The 18865-nt window shown below is 39.9% G+C and carries 15 protein-coding genes; 14 read left to right on the top strand and 1 reads right to left on the bottom strand.

The features are described from left to right. Window positions 1-31 precede the first annotated feature (31 nt). The 14 genes from FBF83_RS01220 to FBF83_RS01160 all read left to right on the top strand — a co-directional run bounded on the left by FBF83_RS01220 (window position 32) and on the right by FBF83_RS01160 (window position 18108). Window positions 32-2179 (top strand): DNA topoisomerase III, encoded by a 2148-nt coding sequence (locus tag FBF83_RS01220; protein ID WP_136945337.1) that lies wholly within the window; start codon window positions 32-34, stop codon window positions 2177-2179. 175 nt (window positions 2180-2354) lie between these two features. Beyond that, a complete protein-coding gene (gene argC, locus FBF83_RS01215; protein WP_136945336.1) occupies window positions 2355-3392 on the top strand; it encodes an N-acetyl-gamma-glutamyl-phosphate reductase in 1038 nt (345 codons plus the stop codon). Between the two features lie 33 nt (window positions 3393-3425). Beyond that, window positions 3426-4652, top strand: a complete 1227-nt coding sequence (gene argJ, locus FBF83_RS01210) for a bifunctional ornithine acetyltransferase/N-acetylglutamate synthase (RefSeq protein WP_136946445.1) — start codon at window positions 3426-3428, stop codon at window positions 4650-4652. After that, the gene (gene argB, locus FBF83_RS01205) at window positions 4615-5454 is read left to right on the top strand and encodes an acetylglutamate kinase (protein ID WP_240687949.1); all 840 of its coding nucleotides are present in this window, start codon (window positions 4615-4617) and stop codon (window positions 5452-5454) included. The genes argJ and argB overlap by 38 nt, the downstream gene beginning before the upstream one ends. After that, entirely contained in the window at window positions 5441-6613 is a 1173-nt protein-coding gene (locus FBF83_RS01200) for an acetylornithine transaminase (RefSeq protein ID WP_136945335.1), read from the top strand. Before argB ends, FBF83_RS01200 begins: the two co-directional genes overlap by 14 nt. After that, window positions 6610-7683, top strand: a complete 1074-nt coding sequence (locus FBF83_RS01195; RefSeq protein ID WP_136945334.1) for a carbamoyl phosphate synthase small subunit — start codon at window positions 6610-6612, stop codon at window positions 7681-7683. The genes FBF83_RS01200 and FBF83_RS01195 overlap by 4 nt, the downstream gene beginning before the upstream one ends. Next, window positions 7670-10873, top strand: a complete 3204-nt coding sequence (gene carB, locus FBF83_RS01190; protein WP_136945333.1) for a carbamoyl-phosphate synthase (glutamine-hydrolyzing) large subunit — start codon at window positions 7670-7672, stop codon at window positions 10871-10873. The genes FBF83_RS01195 and carB overlap by 14 nt, the downstream gene beginning before the upstream one ends. Window positions 10874-10880: 7 nt before the next feature. Further along, complete coding sequence (gene argF, locus FBF83_RS01185) at window positions 10881-11849, top strand: ornithine carbamoyltransferase (protein WP_136945332.1); 969 nt, start codon at window positions 10881-10883, stop codon at window positions 11847-11849. A gap of 70 nt (window positions 11850-11919) precedes the next feature. Next, window positions 11920-13131: an argininosuccinate synthase gene (locus FBF83_RS01180; protein WP_136945331.1), complete on the top strand. Its 1212-nt coding sequence runs from the start codon at window positions 11920-11922 to the stop codon at window positions 13129-13131. A gap of 12 nt (window positions 13132-13143) precedes the next feature. Further along, window positions 13144-14532, top strand: a complete 1389-nt coding sequence (gene argH, locus FBF83_RS01175) for an argininosuccinate lyase (protein ID WP_136945330.1) — start codon at window positions 13144-13146, stop codon at window positions 14530-14532. A gap of 320 nt (window positions 14533-14852) precedes the next feature. Next, window positions 14853-14990, top strand: a complete 138-nt coding sequence (locus FBF83_RS20630) for a hypothetical protein (RefSeq protein WP_169525128.1) — start codon at window positions 14853-14855, stop codon at window positions 14988-14990. 131 nt (window positions 14991-15121) lie between these two features. After that, complete coding sequence (aldA, locus tag FBF83_RS01170; protein WP_136945329.1) at window positions 15122-16570, top strand: aldehyde dehydrogenase; 1449 nt, start codon at window positions 15122-15124, stop codon at window positions 16568-16570. Window positions 16571-16674: 104 nt separating this feature from the next. Further along, entirely contained in the window at window positions 16675-17790 is a 1116-nt protein-coding gene (locus FBF83_RS01165; RefSeq protein WP_136945328.1) for an aminopeptidase, read from the top strand. Between the two features lie 111 nt (window positions 17791-17901). Beyond that, complete coding sequence (locus FBF83_RS01160; protein WP_048309524.1) at window positions 17902-18108, top strand: hypothetical protein; 207 nt, start codon at window positions 17902-17904, stop codon at window positions 18106-18108. Between the two features lie 52 nt (window positions 18109-18160). On the opposite strand, the gene FBF83_RS01155 is transcribed toward FBF83_RS01160, so the two are convergent. Further along, on the bottom strand, window positions 18161-18850 hold the full coding sequence (locus tag FBF83_RS01155; RefSeq protein WP_136945327.1) for a Crp/Fnr family transcriptional regulator: 690 nt from the start codon (window positions 18848-18850) through the stop codon (window positions 18161-18163). Between the last annotated feature and the right edge of the window lie 15 nt (window positions 18851-18865).

The raw sequence follows: 18865 nt of genomic DNA, 5'->3' as shown, positions 1-18865 counted from the left end.
TGCGCATCATGTTCAGGGAGGAATGTTTTGATTGGCAGCAGTATGTATTATCGCGGAAAAGCCAGATCAGGGAACGCGTCTCGCAGCGCCTTATCCGTCAGAAAAGAAACAAGGATATATTTACATAAAACCAAATCCAGATTTCCCAGAAGGTGCCTATATGACTTGGGCTGTTGGTCACCTTTGTGAACTTGTACCACCAGAAACATATGAGTCATCATGGAAGAAATGGTCCTTACAAACATTACCTATGATTCCGCAGCAATTTCAATATCAAGTCACAAAAGGAAAGTGGAAGCAGTTTAAAGTTATTAAAGAATTAGTGAATAAGAAGGAAGTTCGATCCATCATTCATGCCGGAGATGCTGGGAGAGAAGGAGAGTTGATCGTTCGCACCATTCTCAATCAGGCGGGATGTAAAAAGCCAATGAAGCGGTTATGGATATCCTCGCTAACTGAGCGAGCAGTAAAAGAAGGTTTTAACGCACTACTTGATGAGGAGAAAACGCGCAACTTATATTTTGAGGCTTATGCGAGGTCATGTGCAGACTGGGTCGTCGGCATAAATGCTTCCCGTGTCTACACGCTCCTTTTTAAACAAAAGGGTGTACAGGATGTTTTTTCTGCAGGAAGAGTGCAAACACCAACACTTGCATTGGTTGTAAAAAGAGAAAAAGAAATTGCGGATTTTAAATCAGAACCATTCTGGGAAGTGAAGGGGACATTCAATTACAGTGGAAAAGTTGTTGTCGGGAAATGGATTAAGGATGACCAAACTCGAATTGAATCACCCGAAATGGCTAGTAAAATCGCTCAATTTTGTCAGGACAAAGACTGTATAGCCAGTGATGTTAAAAAGGAACGAAAGCAATACAAGCCTCCATTTCTGTTCCAACTTTCATCACTACAATCGACAGCAAACAAACGGTATAAGTTTTCACCTAAAAAAACGCTAGACATTGCTCAGAAGCTCTATACGAAGGGAATCATCTCATATCCCCGAAGTGATTCTAGTTTTGTCACAAAAGATGAGGCAGCAGAGTTTCCGTCGATTCTATCAAAACTGCAAAAGCAGTCAGCATACAAAGATCTATTTCCTCTAAAGCGTGATTCAATTATGGATGATAAACGGTTTGTCAATGCAGCTAAAGTTAGCGATCATTATGCCATCATCCCAACTGAGCAGGTTCCAAATATGGATAAACTATCAGGTGATGAAGCGAAAATTTATGACTTAATCGCAAGAAGTCTTCTAGCAGCACATGAAGAAGTCGCTATTGTTGATTATACAACGTTAATGACACTTGTAGATGATCGTGCTTTATTTCAATCTAAAGGTCAGGTTCGCATCCAAGAGGGTTGGCAACGTATTATTAATTCAACGCAAAAAGATGAAGAATTGCCTCCGATCGAAAAAGAAGAAAATGGTAAGGTAGTATCTGCAGAAGTTACTGAAGGGAAAACACAGCCTCCTAAACGATTTACTGAAGGTCAGTTAATTACGATGATGAAAACCGCAGGCAGGCATCTTGAGGATGAATCGCTTGAGAAAATTCTAAAAGATACGGAAGGTTTAGGAACCGAAGCAACAAGGGCCGGAATTATTACAATGCTAAAAGACCGGAAATACATCGACGTAGTAAAAAACCAGGTGTTTGCAACGGATAAAGGAATTTTACTCATTGATTCAATCGGAAATGCCGTATTATCCAGTGCAGAAATGACAGCGAAATGGGAGCAGCGGTTGAAACAAATAGGAAGTGGAGATGCTTCTCCGCAAGCCTTTATGGAATCTGTTAAAAAGCTTGCTGCTAAATTAACGTCGGATGCAATTGAAGCTTCTGGAACGTGGGATTTAAAGGATATTAAAATTGAACCTTCTACGGTTTCCAAAAAGGCTCTAGGTAAAAAAATTGGAGAATGCCCACTATGTGGATCTGAAGTCATTGACAAAGGGAAGTTGTATGGCTGTAGCAACTATTCAAAATCCAAATGTCCGTTTACGATATCAAAAAGGATTCTTGGCAAACCTATCTCCCAAACCAATGCTAAGAAACTACTAACAGACGGCAAAACAAACGTAATCAATGGACTGAAAAGTAAAAAAGGAACGTTTGACGCAGCACTTGTTTGGAGTTCCACTGAAAAGAAAATAACGTTTGATTTTGCTAAGAAATAACATTCCTATGAACATGCTCAGAACGCTGAGCATGTTTTTTATTTTCTTAGTAGATTAGGACACTATTTATATTTATTATTCAAAAAATAAAATATATATTTCCAAAAATGTGTTGTATATATATTCTTGTATATGTATAATCATACAATAAGAAAAGAAAGAGGGAGTGGAATTTGTGAAAGCAGGTATTGTCGGTGCCAGCGGTTACAGCGGTCTAGAATTGATCCGTTTATTGCTTGGACACCCTGAAGTAGAAATTAAAACGATCGTATCTCCATCTAATGTAGGTTCTAAACTAAATGATGTATTCCCTCACCTAACGAATATACACAATTGTGAATTTGATGCTCTAGATGTTAACGATCTAGCATCTAAAGTAGATGTCGTGTTTTTTGCTACACCTGCTGGAATTAGCAGTAAGTCCATTCCATCCCTTCTAGAGAGAGGAGTCCCATGTATCGACTTGTCGGGAGACTTTCGATTAAAGGGAGATGGGTTATACGAAGAATGGTATAAACATTCATCACCCCCTGCACATGCTTTAAAGCAAGCAGTCTACGGATTATCAGAATTTTATCCAGAGCAGATCGCAAATGCGAACTTGATTGCAAATCCGGGGTGTTATCCGACAGCTTCTCTTCTCGGCATTCTTCCTATTATCCAACAGGACTGGGTAGACCCAAATTCACTGATCATTGATGGTAAATCCGGACTTTCTGGTGCAGGTCGTAAAACAAGTCTTGCAGCACACTTCTCAGAAGTGAATGAGAATGTTTCTGCCTATAAGCTTGGACATCACCAACACATTCCTGAGATTGAACAACTTCTTTCAATGCAAATCGAAAAAGATATTCAGGTTACGTTTTCAACTCATCTCATTCCGCTAACAAGAGGGATGATGTGTAGCATGTATATGAATCTACTAACTGATAAAACAACTAACGAAGTGATTGAGCTATATCATTCATTCTATGAAAATCATCCATTTATTCGTATTATGCCTGAAGGAAAATGGCCAACACCAAAGGGCGTTGCAGGATCTAATTACTGTGACATCGGCTTCTCGGTAGACAATAGAACAAACCGTATTACGGTAATATCTGTGATTGATAATTTAATGAAAGGTGCGGCCGGTCAGGCTGTTCAAAATATGAATTTACGATTTGGTTTTGCCGAAACAGAAGGTCTAACGCTTTCACCAGTGTTTCCATAAGTTTACGAATAGAAAGGATTGAACTTTGTGGCAATGACAACTGCAAGTGAGACACTTTTTACTAAAGTAACAGAAGGTACAGTTACATCTCCGAAAGGATTTGAGGCAGGAGGATTTCATGCTGGGTTAAAGCGAAAGCGAAAAGATCTTGGTTGGATTAAGTCGAATGTTCCAGCAGCTGCAGCGGGGGTTTTCACGTTGAATACCTTCCAGGCACCTCCATTGAAAGTGACGAAAGAGAGTCTATCTGGGGGACTATTGCAAGGAATTATCGTAAACTCTGGAAATGCAAATGCTTTTACTGGCAAAAAGGGACTTGAAGATGCTTATGAAATGCGCAAACAATTTGCAGAAGTTATGGATATAAAAGAAGCACAAACAGCTGTTACGTCTACAGGTGTAATCGGCGAATATTTACCGATGGAAGCTATTGCTAAAGGAATAAAGCAAATTCCAAATTACGAAGAAATGACAAGCGGAAGTGATTTTGCTGAAGCCATTGTGACGACGGATACAATAACAAAGGAAATTGCAGTAACATGCGAGATAGACGGGAAGATGATTACGATCGGAGGTGCAGCAAAAGGTTCAGGGATGATTAAGCCGAATATGGCAACAATGCTTGCTTTTGTTACAACAGATGCAAAAGTGGAAACGGAGGCACTTCAAACAGCACTGAGTACGGTAACAGATCGTACCTACAATATGATTACAGTAGATGGTGAAACGAGCACGAATGATATGGTACTTCTTTTAGCAAACGGTCAAGCTGAAAACAAAGCATTATCTGAAAATCATTCCGGTTGGGAAACGTTTTTACATTCACTTGAGTATGTTTGTCAATACTTAGCCAAAATGATTGCAAAAGATGGTGAAGGTGCAACTAAGCTCGTTGAAGTGCATGTAAAGGGAGCACAAACGAATAATGGAGCCAAAGCAATAGCGAAATCGATTGTAGGCTCTAGTCTTGTTAAAACAGCCATTTATGGCACAGATGCGAACTGGGGGCGAATCGTTTGTGCGATTGGGTACAGCGGTGAATCAGTTCAAGAAGAATCGCTCTCCATATCACTAGGTGGAATTAAAGTAGTTGATCATGGAATAACTACTAAATTTAGTGAAGAAGAAGCAAAGAGCTACTTAGAAAATGAAAACATTCATATTTATGTTGACTTGGGTAACGGAACCAAAGAAGCGACAGCATGGGGGTGTGATCTTACTTATGACTATGTCAGAATCAATGCATCCTACAGAACATAATAGATCGAAGTATTTCGTTATTAAATGTGGTGGAAGTATTTTAGATCAACTTCCAGATGAATTCTATAAGGATCTTATTAAACTCAAATCTTATGACATCTATCCAGTGCTTGTACATGGTGGTGGTCCAGAAATCTCTCATATGCTACAAAAGTTATCGATTGAGACAGCTTTTGTTGACGGATTACGAGTAACGACTGATCAAATGGTTGATACAGTTGAAATGGTTCTGAGCGGTAAAATAAATAAGCAGCTTGTAAGGAACATCCACTGTGCTGGTGGGAAAGCAATTGGTATAAGCGGTGTAGATGGAGGGATGTTTCGTTGTAAACAGACTGATCAAGCGCTTGGTCGAGTAGGCGAAGTGACTCATGTGGATCGATCTTTAATTGAACAGCTGTCTATTTCAGGTTACATACCTGTTATATCTCCGATTAGTATGGATGAATATGGGAAGTCGCTCAATATTAATGGAGATGAAGCAGCGTCTGCTGTTGCACAATCGTTACTTGCAGAGATTTGTCTTGTGAGTGATATCCCTGGCATTTACAAAGAAATAAATGGTGAAAAAGTTGTATTTAGATCTTTAGATGAAATTAGGATTACAAAGTTAATAGAAGAAGGCACAATATCAGGTGGTATGATCCCGAAAGTTAAAGGTGCGGTTGCTGCCCTTTCTGATCAAGTGTCTTCCGTTATTATTCTTGATGGAAGAGAAAAGAACGCTCTACAAAAAGCTGTCTCTAATGAACAGATAGGCACTAGGATTGTGCGAAAGGAGCTTACAAATGTCACCAACTGAAACCTCTCAAACTAGCATTATGAAAACGTACAATCGTCTTCCAATCACTGTAGTGAAAGGTGATGGCAGCTTCCTATATGAAGCAAATGGCATGAAATTTCTAGACTTCACCTCAGGGATTGCAACGTGTAATCTCGGGCACCAGCCAATTTCAGTAAAAAAAGCTGTCACAGATCAGTTAGATCTTCTCTGGCATTGCTCTAATTTATACCACATTCCGAAACAACAGGAGCTTGCAGACTTGCTTACAGAAAAAAGCTGTTTTGATGAAGTGTTTTTCTGTAACAGTGGAACAGAAGCCAACGAAGCGGCCATTAAACTTGTTAGAAAATGGAGTGACAAAGAAACGATTGTAACGTTTACAAAGTCATTCCACGGTAGGACGCTCGGATCTCTTTCAGCTACTGCACAAACAAATTTGCAAGAAGGCTTTGGTTCTATGTTGGAAGGATTCCAGTACCTTCCTTATAACGAGTTTGAGAGTTTAGCAAAAATCGAGGAGCAGAAACCAGCAGCTGTCATGTTTGAGCTTGTACAAGGGGAGGGCGGTGTTCGACCGGCAGATCAACAGTGGGTCTCAAAACTTGTTGAGATTTGTCAGTCAAACAATATCCTACTTGTAGTGGATGAGGTTCAAACTGGAATGGGTAGAACGGGAACCCTATTTGCGCATGAGCAATATGGGTTTGAACCTGACATTATGACACTTGCTAAAGGACTTGGATCAGGATTTCCGATTGGCGCGATGCTTGCTAAGGAAAGCGTGGGATCTGCTTTTGGTCCTGGGGCTCATGGGAGTACGTTTGGAGGAAATCCTCTTGCATCAGCAGCTGCTGTTGAAACTGTTAAACAGGTATCTTCTCTATTGCCTGAAGTTAGCAACACATCAAACTATCTTATAAGTGAATTAAAAAATCTTTCAGAACAGTGTACATCGATTTTAGAAGTAAGAGGACTTGGTTTGCTCATAGGGATTGAAGTGAAAGAAGCAGTACCGTATATGACGGAACTGAGAGAAAAAGGTGTGCTGGTTTTAACGGCCGGTGCTTCAGTACTTCGGATTCTTCCACCTTTAAATGTGACTCAAGAAGAAGTGAATAACTTTTTGAACGTTTTAACAGAAGTTTTTCAGGCAGCGGAGGAGGGTGAACAGCAATGAAAAAAGGCTATCTCGCTCTTGAAAACGGAGCGGTGTTTGAAGGGGTCCTAATAGGGGATCTCGAGGCCACAGGAGAAGTGGTTTTTAATACGAGCATGACTGGTTATCAGGAAATCGTGACTGATCCCTCCTATGCAGGGCAAATTATAGTTTTTTGCTATCCACAGATTGGAAATTATGGAATGAATGATTTTGATAGTGAAAGTGAGCATCTCCATCTTCACGGTGTCGTAACAGGTGAGCAATGTGAAACGCCTAGTCACTACCTATCTAACAATTCGTTCTCGAATGGACTCGCGCAAAAACATATCCCATCATTAACTGGAGTGGACACACGAGCTCTTGTAAAGATGCTTAGAGATCATGGAACGATGAAGGGTAAAATACTGACCGAATTGCCAGTAGCGGAGATCGATTGGCGTTTAGGGGAATCGTATGTTCCTCTTGTGTCAGTTAAAGAATTTAAGCATTTTCCAAATAACGGTCCACATATTGTATTGATTGATTTCGGCTATAAGAAGTCAATTTTAACGGCACTACAATCCATTGGGTGCGCGGTCACTGTTGTTCCTTATAATACAACGTTAGATCAGCTTCTTGATCTAAATCCCGATGGAGTTGTTTTAAGCAATGGACCAGGTAATCCTGAAGCTTTATCCGCAAGTTACGAAACGATACGCATCATAAGTGAAATGTATCCGGTTTTCGGAATATGTCTTGGTCACCAACTTCTAGCTCTAGCTCATGGTGCTTCTACTCGAAAGCTTTCGTTTGGGCATCGAGGATCAAATCATCCTGTTAAGCACGTAGAAACTGGTAAGGTGTATATTACTTCTCAGAACCATGGGTATGAAGTAGTGCAAGATAGTCTTATAGATACTGGCTTCAAACCAACTTTTATGAACTTGAATGATGGAACAGTGGAAGGATTGATGCATGTGAAATACAACATCCAATCAGTGCAATTCCATCCTGAAGCACATGCAGGACCATCAGATACGGCGTATTTATTCGACGATTTTTTGCAGCAGATTACAAGAACAGGAGACCAGCATTATGCCTTTACGTAAAGAGTTAAAAAAAGTAGTGATTCTAGGTTCCGGTCCGATCGTCATTGGTCAGGCAGCAGAATTTGATTATGCTGGTACGCAAGCTTGTCTTGCTCTTAAAGAAGAAGGTATTGAAGTCGTCTTAATCAATAGTAACCCTGCAACAATTATGACGGATAAAACAATCGCTGATCACGTATATATGGAGCCGATGACGATTGACTATGTAGAAGAGATTCTACGAAAGGAAAATCCCGATGGCATTATAGGAACACTTGGAGGGCAAACAGGATTAAATCTTGTTGTGCAACTATATGAAAAAGGGATCCTCCAGAAGTTAAACGTTGAGCTTCTTGGAACGTCAGTTGAATCAATTCAAAACGGAGAAGATCGTGAGAAGTTCAGACAAATGATGATTGACATCGGAGAACCAGTACCTGAATCAAAAATTGCTGTAACGGGAGAGGAAGCTTTAACTTTTGCAAATGAAATTGGTTATCCAATTATGGTTCGTCCTGCCTATACGATGGGTGGTGAAGGAGGCGGTTTTGCTGCAAATGATCACGAGTTGCTTGAGATTGTGGAACGAGGACTAGCGTTAAGTCCAATTTCGCAAGTTCTTATTGAGAAAAGCATGCTCGGATGGAAAGAAATTGAGTATGAAGTAATGCGTGATGAGAACGACACATGCATGATCGTGTGCAACATGGAAAATATGGACCCAGTTGGGATTCACACCGGAGATTCGATTGTTGTTGCACCTTCACAGACGTTAAATGATTACCAGTATCAAATGCTTAGAAATGTTTCCTTGAAAGTGATTCGCTCTCTTAATGTGATTGGAGGATGCAATATTCAAATTGGGTTAAATCCTGAATCCAACGACTATTACATTATTGAAGTTAATCCAAGGGTGAGTCGCTCATCAGCTCTCGCTTCTAAAGCGACAGGTTATCCGATTGCTCGAATGGCGGCAAAATGTGCGATCGGTTATACACTTGATGAACTTCCAAACCCTATTACTGGAACGACGTTTGCAGCTTTCGAACCAGCGCTGGATTACCTAGTCGTTAAAATACCTCGATTCCCATTCGATAAATTTCCTGAAGGTGATCGAGGTCTTGGAACCCAAATGAAAGCAACAGGAGAAGTAATGGCGATTGATCGAAGCTTTGAGGGGGCTTTAAACAAAGCGATTCGTTCCTTAGAAAATGGTCATTATTCATTAACGAATAATTTTTACCAAAATGTCAGTACAGAAAATTTAGATTATCAACTGCAACATCCTACAGACGAAAGGCTTTTTTTAATTAGTGAAGCTTTTCGTAGAGGTTATTCTGTAGAGCACATAAAGTCCCTTACAGCGATTGACAACTGGTTTCTTGATAAAGTGAAGCGAATCGTAGACGCTGAAATGATGTTGAAAAATGAAACCGACCTGAACGAAGAATTGTTATTGAGCTCCAAGCGTTTAAACATAAGTGATTCGTTCATCGCTGAAGCTATCGGAAAAACGATTGATACTGTTAACGAGATGAGTAAGAATGCAGGTATTAATCGTGGAATGAAACAAGTCGATACGTGCGCAGGTGAATTTGAAGCGGTGACGCCTTACTTCTATTCCACTTTTCTAGGAAACGATGAACTAGAGGTGGTCAGTGATCCAGCTATTCTCGTGCTTGGTTCTGGGCCGATTCGAATTGGTCAGGGTGTCGAATTTGACTATTGCTCTGTTCATGCGGCTCAAGCAGTGAAAAAGTTAGGGTACCGAGCAGTGGTCATGAATAATAATCCTGAAACAGTGAGTACAGACTATAGCATCGCAGATTGCCTTTACTTTGAACCACTTTCTCTAGAAGACGTTCTTGCGGTTATCGAGAAAGAGAATGTTGTTGGTGTAGCGGTTCAATTTGGTGGTCAAACAGCCGTTAATCTCGCTGAGGAGCTTCATGAACGAGGCATACTGATTCTAGGAACACCAGTTGAGAACATCAATAAGGTGGAAGACCGGGATCAATTTTATCAATTGTTGAACTCACTATCAATTCCATATATAGAAGGAAGAATGGCATATAAACCTGATGAAATGGAGCAGCTTGCTGAAGAACTAGGGTTTCCGATCATCGTGAGGCCATCTTACGTTATTGGGGGACAAAATATGTTTATCTTCCGAAACTTAGATGAGTTGAAAAAGTACACGAAGAAGCTAGGTTCAAGTTCAAAAAAAATGTGGCCATTTCTGCTTGATCGTTATGTGGAAGGCGTTGAATGTGAAGTCGATGTGATTTGTGATGGTAAATCAGTTGCCATACCAGGTATCATGGAACACCTTGAGCGAGCGGGAGTCCATTCTGGAGATAGCACCGCGATTTACCCACCTCTTTCTATTACGAAAAAACAGAAGGAAGTCATCACCCAATACTCTGAGAAGTTATCACGAGCACTCGAATGTCGTGGGCTTATGAATATTCAATTTGTGATTGATGAAGATACGATTTACGTTCTCGAAATAAATCCAAGATCTTCTCGAACCGTTCCTGTTATGAGTAAAGTAACCAATGTCCCAATGGTCGAATGGGCGATTAAAGCACAATTACATCCAAACTCACTCGAATTAACAGGGCTTTTAGAAGAAAAACCTTATTACACCGTGAAATTCCCGATTTTTTCAAACGGAAAGTTAAAAAACGTCGATCATGTATTAGGACCTGAAATGAAGTCAACTGGTGAGGTACTTGCTATAGCAAAAAACAAAGAGGAGGCGCTTAGTAAAGCTGTATTATCCACATGGGATACAGAGGTACTACCTTCAAAAATTCTTTGTTCGATAAGTGAAGAACATAAAGAAGCTGCTTCACAAGTCTTATTCAAACTTACTGAAAAGGGTGTAGAACTATATGCTACTCCTGGAACCGCTCAGTTTTTAAATAATAAAGGAATTCAGGCGACGCTTATCCAGAAAGAGTTGGAAGACGTAGAGAAATTGATGAAAGAAGGGCTAGGAGCTGTAATATCCATTCCGACTACTGGAAGAGAAAAAGAACGGTCAGGTTTTCAAATTCGCGCGCTTGCAACACGTTATAAAATTCCATGCTTTACTCATATCGACACTCTTCAGCTGCTAGATCTGACTGGTTTTAAGACGATGGAAGTGATGAGTCTTCAAGATTGGCACCAGATGGAGAAGAATACAATCGGACAGAAAGGATGATTTGATGATGCAATCAATACAGAAAGCAGAGAACGAAATTGAAGAAGGTATGAAGGGGAAGGATTTTCTTACGCTTTCAGAGTTCTCAACGGAAGAAATTCAATATCTCTTAAAAGAAGCAGTTGAAATGAAAAAATTACAGAAACAGGGCATACCTCATGAGGAACTAAAGGGGAAAGTCCTAGGGATGATCTTTGAAAAATCATCAACCAGAACGCGCATCTCATTTGAAATAGCCATGTTGCAACTTGGAGGGCATGCTCTATTCTTAAGTTCAAAAGATATTCAGCTTGGAAGAGGCGAGACGATTGAGGATACGGCACAAGTGCTTGCGGGATATCTTGATGGTGTGATGATTCGGACTTTTGGTCATGAGACAATTGAACGCTTTGCTGAAGCATCATCAATTCCAGTTATCAATGGATTGACAGATACACACCATCCAGCACAGATCCTTGCCGATTTGCTTACGATTATGGAACATAAAGGTGAGCTAAGTGGGTTGAAAGCAGCTTATTTTGGTGATGGGAATAATGTGGCTCATTCATTAATAGAAGGTGCAGCTAAAGTAGGGATGCATTTTACCATTGCCTGTCCACTAGGATATGAACCAGACGAAGCCATCTTATCCAAAGCAAAAGAAGTTGGAAAAGAGACTGGCGCAGTAATTAACGTTACCGAAGATCCTTTCGATGCTGTGAAGAATGCGGACGTGTTAATTACAGATGTATGGGCCAGTATGGGTCAAGAAGATGAACAAGAAGAACGCGAAGGAGTATTTGAACCATATCAAGTTAATAAGGAATTGTGCATAAACGCCAATGAAAATTACATCTTTATGCATTGCTTGCCCGCGTACAGAGGAGAAGAGGTTACAGGAGATATTATTGATGGTCCACACTCTGTTGTATTCCAGGAAGCAGAGAATCGTCTTCATGCACAAAAAGCTCTTTTAAAACTTTTATTAAAAAGTTAAAAATTTTTAATGCATTTTGAATAAATATACGTTATCATATATATTAATACAAAGATAAGGAGTGGGAAGCATGGCGAAAGAAAAAATCATTCTTGCATATTCTGGAGGATTAGATACCTCCATTTCGATAAAATGGCTTGAAGAGAAATACGGTTATGAGGTAATTGCACTTGGACTCGATGTAGGAGAAGGTAAAGATCTTGAAACGATCAAGGATAAGGCGTTGAAAGTCGGCGCTTCTAAAGCATACATGATCGAAGCAAAAGAATTGCTTGCTCAGAACTATCTGTTACCAGCTCTAAAAGCTAATGCATTATATGAAGGAAAGTATCCGCTATCGTCTGCACTGTCACGCCCACTCATCTCGAAGCTTCTTGTTGAAGCCGCAGAACGTGAAGGAGCAACAGCTGTTGCTCATGGGTGTACCGGAAAAGGTAATGACCAGGTTCGCTTTGAAGTTTCGATTCAAGCGTTGAATCCGGACTTGAAAGTGATCGCTCCAGTCCGTGAATGGGGTATGACACGTGATGAACAGATTGCTTATGCTGAAGAAAAAGGAATTCCGGTACCTGTTAAGTTGGATAATCCCTTTTCAATAGATGCGAATATTTGGGGCCGTGCTTGTGAAGCAGGAGTACTAGAAGACCCTTGGGCTGAAGCACCTGAAGCAGCGTTCGAATGGACTGCGCCAATTCATCTAACACCAGATGAGCCAGAGTACATTGAAGTGGATTTTAAAGAAGGTTGCCCAACTTCATTGAACGGTGAGGAAATGGGGCTAGTTGACCTTATTGAAAAGCTTAATGAACTTGGTGGCCACCATGGAATAGGGCGTATTGATCATATTGAGAATCGTCTCGTTGGTATTAAATCAAGAGAAGTGTATGAAAATCCTGGCGCACTAATTTTAATTAATGCACACAAAGAGCTAGAATTTCTAACACATACACGTGAAGTATCGCAGTTCAAAACAACGGTTGATCAGCAGATGTCAAAGCTCATTTATGATGGACTTTGGTATTCACCACTTCGTCAAGCACTTGAAGGATTTATAAACGAAACACAGAAAGTTGTTAGTGGAAAGATTCGCATCAAGCTTTACAAAGGAACGCACACAGTCGTTGGGCGTAAGTCTGAAAATTCCTTATACAACGAACAACTCGCTACGTATCTTAAAGGAGATCTCTTCGATCATAATGCAGCGGTAGGTTTCATTAAGTTATGGGGACTACCAACTAAAGTAAATGCGGAAGTGCATAAAAAGCAAAAAGTACACCAATAAGGAGATGTTAATGTGTCTAAGCTTTGGGGAGGACGCTTTACGAAAGAAACGAATAAGCTCGTAGAAGAATATACAGCATCTATTCAGTATGATAAAGAACTTGCAGAGGAAGATATCGAAGGCAGTCTTGCCCATGTTCAGATGCTTAGTGAATGCGGCGTAATTAGTTCAGCAGACATGTTAGAAATTAAACGCGGACTGAATATCGTGCTTGAGAATATTCAATCTGGTGAGTTTGAATATGATGTATCACATGAAGATATTCATATGAATATCGAGAAAGCACTCATTGATGAAATAGGTCCTGTTGGGGGAAAGCTTCATACCGGAAGAAGCCGTAACGATCAGGTAGCAACCGATATGCACATGTATCTTGTGAAAAAGGTGAAGTTATTCATTTCACATATCGAAGCTGTTCAGCAGGCAATCGTGAAGCAAGCTGAAGAACACGTGGAAACGGTTCTTCCTGGTTATACACACTTACAACGTGCGCAGCCTGTCTCCTTTGCACACCATATGCTCGCTTATTTCTGGATGTTTGAGCGAGACAAGGAAAGATTTCAGGATAGCTTGAAGCGTACAAATGTGCTACCACTTGGTGCAGGTGCGCTAGCAGGGACGACTTTTCCAATTGATCGTCATCGTACTGCGGAGCTACTTGGGTTCGAAGCTGTTTATCCAAATAGTATGGATGCTGTAAGTGACCGTGATTTTATTCTTGAGTTTCTATCGAACGCTTCAATGCTAATGATGCACATGTCTCGTTTATCTGAAGAAATGGTCATTTGGAGCAGTCAGGAATTTCAGTTCATTGAACTAGACGACTCTTTCTGCACAGGATCTAGTATTATGCCACAGAAGAAAAACCCTGATGTGCCGGAATTGTTACGTGCCAAAACAGGAAGAGTTTATGGGAATTTATTCAGTTTGCTAACTGTTCTGAAAGGATTGCCTCTGGCTTATAACAAAGACATGCAGGAAGATAAAGAAGGCATGTTTGATACAGCTAAAACGCTAGACGGAGCACTAAAACTTTTAGCGCCAATGATTGCGACGATGACTGTGAAAACAGAAAACATGAAGCAGGCAGTAAATGAAGATTACTCAAATGCAACAGATATAGCTGATTACCTTGTGAACAAAGGTATGACGTTTAGAGAGTCTCATGAAATGATTGGCAAAATCGTCTTATACAGCATACAGCATCAGAAGTATTTGCTGGATCTGACGCTACAAGAATACCAAACCTTCACGCCACTGTTTGAGGAAGATGTATTTGATATCTTGAAGCCTGCAAACGTTATGAATGCAAGAAAAAGCTATGGAGGTACTTCACCTGAACAAATTAAAGTTCAGCTTGAATTAGCTAATCATCACTTAAAAGTGAAGGAAAGCGTATAGAAAAAGGCCCTATCCGTATGGATAAGGCCATGAAGAAGGAAATTATTAGCTATTGCTAAACAAGCGATGGGGTAGAACGGTAATTGTCTTTTGGAGACACCTCTTTCTAAAGAAAGTTGTTAGAGCCTTGTTTTACCAACAGAGTAGTACAACGCGACCATCTCCTTGATTGACGATGCCGTCTTTCCTTATACACTTTTGTTTTCCTTCTTCACTAATTATAATGGCCAGATGAACCTGATCTTATACATCCGTATATAATTTTTTTCGAATATGGGTTATTACAGGTGACATACTATCCACATGGAAGGAGGGATAGTATGGGTCGAGGGAAAGCATTTGATCATAAGAAAAAAGGTATGGAGCGGAAGCGACCTGCATCAGCTGATCAAACGAAGTTTCCACATGAAGCTTCAACTGGACACAAAACTGTAAGCAATGAAGAACGTGAAGAGTAATGCGAAATCCTGCTTATAAGCAGGGTTTTTTTGTGCATGAAAGGCATTAAAATATTGAATGTGCTACAACATGTTTAAGCATGTTCCTAAGACGGGAAGAGTTCACCACTAACACGTAGGAGGTATTTCAAGTGAAGAGTTATCAAATCTACATTAATGGTGAATTTACAAAAAGCAATTCTGAAGAAATGATAGATGTTATTAATCCAGCAACAGAAGAAGTGATTTCCCGCATACCTAAAGGTAATGAGAAAGACGTAGAGCGAGCAATCGAAGCGGCTAAATCGGTACAGCAGGAATGGGAACATAAACCGTCTATTGAACGAGCTGAATACTTAACAACGATTGCAAATAAAATAGAAGACCGTAAAGATACATTTATTAAAATGCTTACCGAAGAAAATGGTAAGACTACGGGTGCATCCAAAGCCGAAGTCGAATTAACGATCGATTATTTCAAATATATGGCTGGTTGGGCCAGAAGATATGAAGGAGAAGTTCTTCCAAGTGATCGTCCAAATGAGAATATTCTCGTATTCAAAAAACCAATTGGCATTGTTGGCGGAATTGTACCGTGGAACTTCCCAATGTTTATCTTCGCACGCAAAGTTGCACCAGCATTTGTTACAGGATGTCCCATCATTATCAAGCCAAGTCAATACACACCAAATACGGCGTGTGAGCTAGCAAGCATCATTCATGAAGCTGGTGTTCCGAATGGCGTATTTAACTTAATTACTGGTAAAGGTTCAGATATTGGTACACCACTTGCGTCTTCCCCTGATATTTCAATGATAAGCTTAACAGGAAGCTATCCAGCAGGATCTAAAGTAATGGAAGCAGCAGCTAAAAACATTACGAAAGTAAACCTCGAGCTTGGTGGTAAAGCGCCAGCAATCGTAACAAAACATGCCAATGTTGATCTTGCAGTCGAGAAGATTACAACTTCCCGCATTACAAATAATGGGCAAGCTTGTACGAACGCTGAGAGAGTATATGTACATGAAGATGTGGCTGAAGAATTCATCTCGAAAATTACTGAAACCTTCAAAAATACAAAAGTTGGTGATTCTTTAAACGAAGAAGGCTGTGACATTGGCCCGCTTGCTAATGAACAGCAAATTGATTCTGTTGAAGAGATGGTAAACAACGCAGTTAAAGCCGGTGCAGTTGTAAAGACTGGTGGAAAGCGAATTGATCGAGATAAAGGCTTCTTCTTTGAGCCAACAGTCCTAACAGATGTTTCTCAGGACATGAATGTGATTCAAGAGGAAATTTTCGGTCCGGTACTGCCCATTGTTGTATATAGCGATTTTGATAAAGTCTTAGAAGCTGCGAATGATACGAACTACGGACTTTCTTCATCAATCTTTAGTGATAACATGCATGAAGTTATGAAGGCGTCTAATGTGCTTCGTTATGGTGAAACATACGTAAACCGTGAGAACTTTGAAGCCGTGCAAGGATTCCATGCCGGAATGGGTCAATCAGGAATTGGCGGCGCAGATGGTAAACACGGCTTGAATGAGTATTTAAAAACACATGTGATCTACATGGAGTACAACCAAGATATTAAATAAGGACAAACCGGGCTTATGCCCGGTTTTCTATTGTTTGAAGAAATGGTTCTTTAATGCGTATAATGAAAGGCGAAGCTATTATATTTTTAGAAAAGAGGGAGAATATGATTGATTCTCGTATTATAGAATTTTCACAGAAACTTGTTCAGTACTCAACTGAAATTCAACCAGGTGAACACGTTCTAATTGAAGCATTTGATGTGGATAATACCCTTGTAAGAAGCATTGTAAAAGAAGTACATAAGGTAGGGGGATTTCCACATGTAAACTTACGTGATAACCAGATCATTCGTGAAATGTTGATGAATGCAACTGAAGACCAAATATCACAATGGGCAGAGATTGACTTAAATCAGATGGAAAAAATGGATGCATATATTGGGATACGTGGATCTGAGAATATCAATGAACTATCTGACGTCCCGGAAGAGAAGATGGCTTTGTATAATCAAATTTATAAAACAAAAGTTCATAGCAACCAGCGTGTCAAGCATACAAAGTGGGTTGTAATGAGGTATCCTAATGAATCTATGGCGCAGCTATCTGGTATGAGTACAGAAGCTTTTGAAGATTTCTATTTTAAAGTGTGCACGATGGATTACGCGAAAATGAGTGAAGCCATGGATGCGCTTGTTGAACGAATGAATAAAGCAGATATCGTTCGAATTGTTTCTCCAGATACGAATTTGAGCTTCTCAATTAAAGATATTCCGGCCGTGAAATGCGCGGGACAACTTAATATTCCAGATGGTGAAGTATTTACAGCTCCAGTTAAGGATAGCGTAAATGGAGTGATTACTTATAACACGCCATCGCCATACAACGGTTTCGTTTTTGAGGATGTTCAGCTTACATTTGAAAATGGTAAAGTAATTGATGCTGAGGCAAATGATACTGAACGTTTAAATCAAATTCTTAATACAGATGAAGGCGCTCGTTATATCGGAGAATTTGCTATTGGAGTAAACCCATTTATACGAGAGCCAATGAAAGATATCCTTTTCGATGAAAAGATCGATGGTTCATTCCATTTCACACCTGGACAAGCATATGATGAAGCTCCAAATGGTAATGACTCTTCCGTTCACTGGGATCTCGTTTTAATCCAGCGTCCTGAATATGGTGGTGGTCAAATCTGGTTTGATGATGAATTGATTCGTAAAGATGGAAAGTTTGTTCCAGAGGCACTTCAGGCGTTAAATCCTGAGAATCTTATATAATTTATCGAGGCGCATCTAAGAGGATGCGCCTTTTTCGTACAGATGACCAATCACATTCTAGATCTCTTGAATATAAATAAAGAAAATACTTAAGACAGGAAGTGCCTTCCAATGGAAATACATTGTGATGGATGTACGAAGGAGATGAGGGACTGGGAAACCATTCATATGGTTAAGTTCGATAAATGGTATGTTGGTCATTTCAACTGCTTGTTGAACTTAAAAAAGAAATTAAATCTTAATAGACCAATCAAGTGGGATAAACTTGAGGGTAAAAAAGATAACCAGAAAGATTCTGATGGAAAAATGGCACCTTAGATCGAGGGGTAAGAAAAGACGCTACGAGAAAGTAGCGTCTTTTCTTATGCTATTATTCACCTTTTTCTTCAAGGAATCCGCTTGTTTTACTAGCGTGAACCGCAAAAACAAGCGGATTTTTCTTAATATAACCTGCTTTTTTAAGTTCGCCAATTGTTGCACTTACTGTTTCTCTTGTTGAACCGATCATAGTTGCAATATCATAGTGAGTTAATTTGATGTCAATCGTTTGCCATTCGTTTTTACGCTTTCCAAATTTCTCGCTTAATTTAAGTAAGAGTGAAAGGATTCTATATTTTACACTGTGCAGCGCAAGATTCTCGCTCATTTCGTATATATCCTTAAGACGTGATGACAGAATTTCTATAAATTTAATGGCCAATTTAGGGTTGTCAGAAATAAGTTCTTCAAATTGAGCCTTCCCAATAACACAAACATACACGTCAGACATTGCTTCGGCATAAACCAAATCATCAGTTAACGAAAAACTAGACGTTTCCCCGAAAATATTCCCATCCCCGAGAAGATCTACGGTTAATTGTTTCCCAGCGGCATTTGATCGATAGAGGCGGACTGTCCCTTGTTTCAGTAGAAAAAGAGCTTTCATAGGTTTCTCTGGTCCGAGAATTATAGTACCTTTCTTTAAAGGTTGCATATCACTGACATTATCAATTTGTTTTAAATCACTCATCTCGAGCTCATCGAACAAATTAATCTGAGATAGCATTGTTAACTTATCCATTGTTTTCACCTGCAA

It is taken from the genome of Guptibacillus hwajinpoensis, from assembly GCF_005144865.1.
Lineage (GTDB): Bacteria > Bacillota > Bacilli > Bacillales > Guptibacillaceae > Guptibacillus > Guptibacillus hwajinpoensis_A.
The sequence above is the reverse complement of the archived record's forward strand: the minus strand, read 5'-3'. Positions and strand labels throughout refer to the sequence as shown.